The following is a 2,468-nucleotide window of genomic DNA, read 5'->3' as shown; positions in this document are numbered from 1 at the left end:
GCGAGCGTCCCGGACAGAGAGCCGAGGATGTCGCCGTGGAAGCGCAGGTTGCGGGCGTACCAGTTGGCGGCGCTGCCCGAGTCGGCGGCGACCATGGCGTTGCCGGGCAGGCGGCTCGAGAGCTCGGAGAAGATCCGCATCGGATTGACCGGCTTGGCGTCGTTGAGCGCCCACTGGTCGATCGTCTGCCACCAGTCGTCGACGTTGCCCTCGATCTCCTCGCGCCAGGACCGGTCCTCCTTGCGCTCCAGTAGCGGGATGAGCGCCTGCAGGGTGGCCTTGGCGTCGCCCACGAGGTTGATCTCGTAGGGGTAGCGCATGCCGATCCAAGCCTCGGAGCGGTCGATCTGCACCGCGCGGGCCTGGTCGAGCGGCGGCATGAACTGCGTGTACGGGAAGTTCGAGCCGACGGTCAGCAGGGTGTCGCAGCCCATCATCATCTCGTACGACGCGGTGGTGCCGAGGAGGCCGATCGAGCCGGTGACCCACGGCAGGGTGTCGGGCAGCACGTCCTTGCCGAGCAGCGCCTTGGCGGCTCCTGCGCCGAGCAGGTCGGCCACCTCGGTGAGCTCGGCCTCGCAGCCGCGGGCGCCCTGCCCCACGAGCATGGCCACCTTCTGGCCTGCGTTGAGCAGGTCGGCGGCGCGGCGCACGGCCTCGTCGTCGGGGCAGACCGTGGCGCGTGAGGTGCCGACGCTCGAGGGCACCATCTTGAAGGCGTGCCCGGGCGGGGTGTACTCGAGCTCGAGCACGTCCGAGGGGAAGATGATGCACGTCGGGGCGCTGGCCGACTGGGCAACGCGGATGGCCCGGTCGATGAGGTTGGGCAACTGCTCGGGCACGGTGCACATCTGCACGTAGTCCGAGCAGACGTCCTTGAAGAGGGTCATCAGGTCGACCTCCTGCTGGTACGACCCGCCCATCGCGCTGCGCGCGGTCTGCCCGACGATGGCCACCACGGGCACGTGGTCGAGCTTGGCGTCGTAGAGCCCGTTGAGCAGGTGAATCGCACCCGGGCCGCTCGTCGCAGCGCAGACGGCCACCTCGCCCGAGAACTTCGCGTAGCCGACCGCCTCGAAGGCGGCCATCTCCTCGTGGCGCGCCTGCACGAACTGCGGGTCGTCCTCGGCCCGACCCCACGCGGCGAGCAGGCCGTTGATCCCGTCACCCGGGAAGCCGAACACCTGACGCACGCCCCAGTCCCGCAGTCGGGAGAGAACCACGTCGGCAACCTTCTGGGCCATCTCGATCTCCTTCGACGTCGTCGTGGACGAGCGACCGGACCTCTTCGGACCCTCGGCTCGCCGCTTGCGAGCCCTCCGCCAGCGGCGTCTGACTGGAAGACCTCTTCTTTCTTTCTACGCGCAACAGTTGCGATACGCAAGAGTTGCGCGGCAGACTGGAGGTGTGCCGAACGAGGACAGCCCGGACGACCGCGACGAGTCCGCTGCCGGTCGCCTACCCCGCGACGACGAGGTCGAAGCGGTGCTCGACGCGTGCCGGGTCCTCGTCGCCATCACGGCCCGCTCCCTGACGGTGACCTCGGAGGTGACCGACCTGCTGCACCTGCGGGCGCTCGTCGTGCTGTGGAGCCGCCCCTCGCTCTCGCTCGGCGAGCTGGCCCAGGCCGTCGGGATCCACCTGACCCGCGCGAGCCGCCTCTGCGACCGGCTCGTGACGCGTGGGCTCGTCGACCGCGCCGACGACCCCGTGAACCGTCGCCAGCTCGTGCTGCGCCTCACGCCGGCGGGCCGGGAGGTCGTCGAGCAGGTGATGGACGAGCGCGCCGAGGAGGTCCGTCCGATCCTCGCCCGGATGAGCCCCAGCGGACGACAGCGCCTCGTCAGCTCGCTCGCGGAGTTCGCCCGCGCCGCCGACGGCCTCGCCGCCCACGACCTGTGGGCCCTCGGCTGGCGCAGCTGACGCGCCGAGCCCCCCTTCGCGGTTCGAGGTCAGTCGGCGTCGAGGCGCAGCCCGTGGCCGAAGGGGAAGAGCGGGTCGTCGTAGCCGGGGACGTCTTCGCCGTGCCCCCGGACCTGGTCCATCGAGCGCGGCAGGTCGAACGGCAGGCGCCCCATCGGCGGGATCGTCCCGGTGATGGCGTCGAGCAGCGCGTCGTCGCACGAGCCGAAGCTGCCGACCACGGCCGAGGCGAAGCGCAGCAGCGGGGTCACGACGGCAGGCCGGTCGAGCACGACGTCGACCACGAGCGGGCACACCGCGGCGATGCGCTCGAGGCGGGCGACCAGGCCGGGCGGGAAGTCGAGCGAGCCCTGGTGGAACCATGACTCGAGGAAGAGGTCCGAGCGCGGGTCGAACGGCGCGGTCAGGCGCACCACCGCCACGTCCGCGTCCTCCGGCCGGTCGACGAGCTTGCCGTGCCGCTCCACAGCCTCCGGTGACACCCGCTCGGCGTAGATCCGCAGCCCCGACGCGAGCGGGAGCCGGCCACCCTCGTCGTGCAGCAC

3 protein-coding genes are annotated in these 2,468 nt (G+C 71.3%); 1 reads left to right on the top strand and 2 read right to left on the bottom strand.

Translation table 11 applies throughout. From position 1 onward, the window contains the following. On the bottom strand, nucleotides 1-1,244 hold a 1,244-nt coding region (locus ABD194_RS20175), incomplete at its 3' end, for a thiamine pyrophosphate-binding protein (RefSeq protein WP_343994841.1). A gap of 163 nt (nucleotides 1,245-1,407) precedes the next feature. Here ABD194_RS20175 and ABD194_RS20170 point away from each other — a divergent pair. After that, complete coding sequence (locus tag ABD194_RS20170; RefSeq protein ID WP_343994839.1) at nucleotides 1,408-1,923, top strand: MarR family winged helix-turn-helix transcriptional regulator; 516 nt, start codon at nucleotides 1,408-1,410, stop codon at nucleotides 1,921-1,923. A 29-nt stretch (nucleotides 1,924-1,952) separates the two neighbouring features. Here ABD194_RS20170 and ABD194_RS20165 read toward each other — a convergent pair. Continuing rightward, a partial coding sequence (locus tag ABD194_RS20165) for a glycoside hydrolase family 3 C-terminal domain-containing protein (RefSeq protein ID WP_343994837.1) occupies nucleotides 1,953-2,468 on the bottom strand: 516 nt, incomplete at its 5' end.

The sequence above is a fragment of the Terrabacter terrae genome (assembly GCF_039529575.1).
Classification (GTDB): Bacteria; Actinomycetota; Actinomycetes; order Actinomycetales; family Dermatophilaceae; genus Terrabacter; species Terrabacter terrae.
This window is presented reverse-complemented; position numbering and strand designations above follow the sequence as displayed.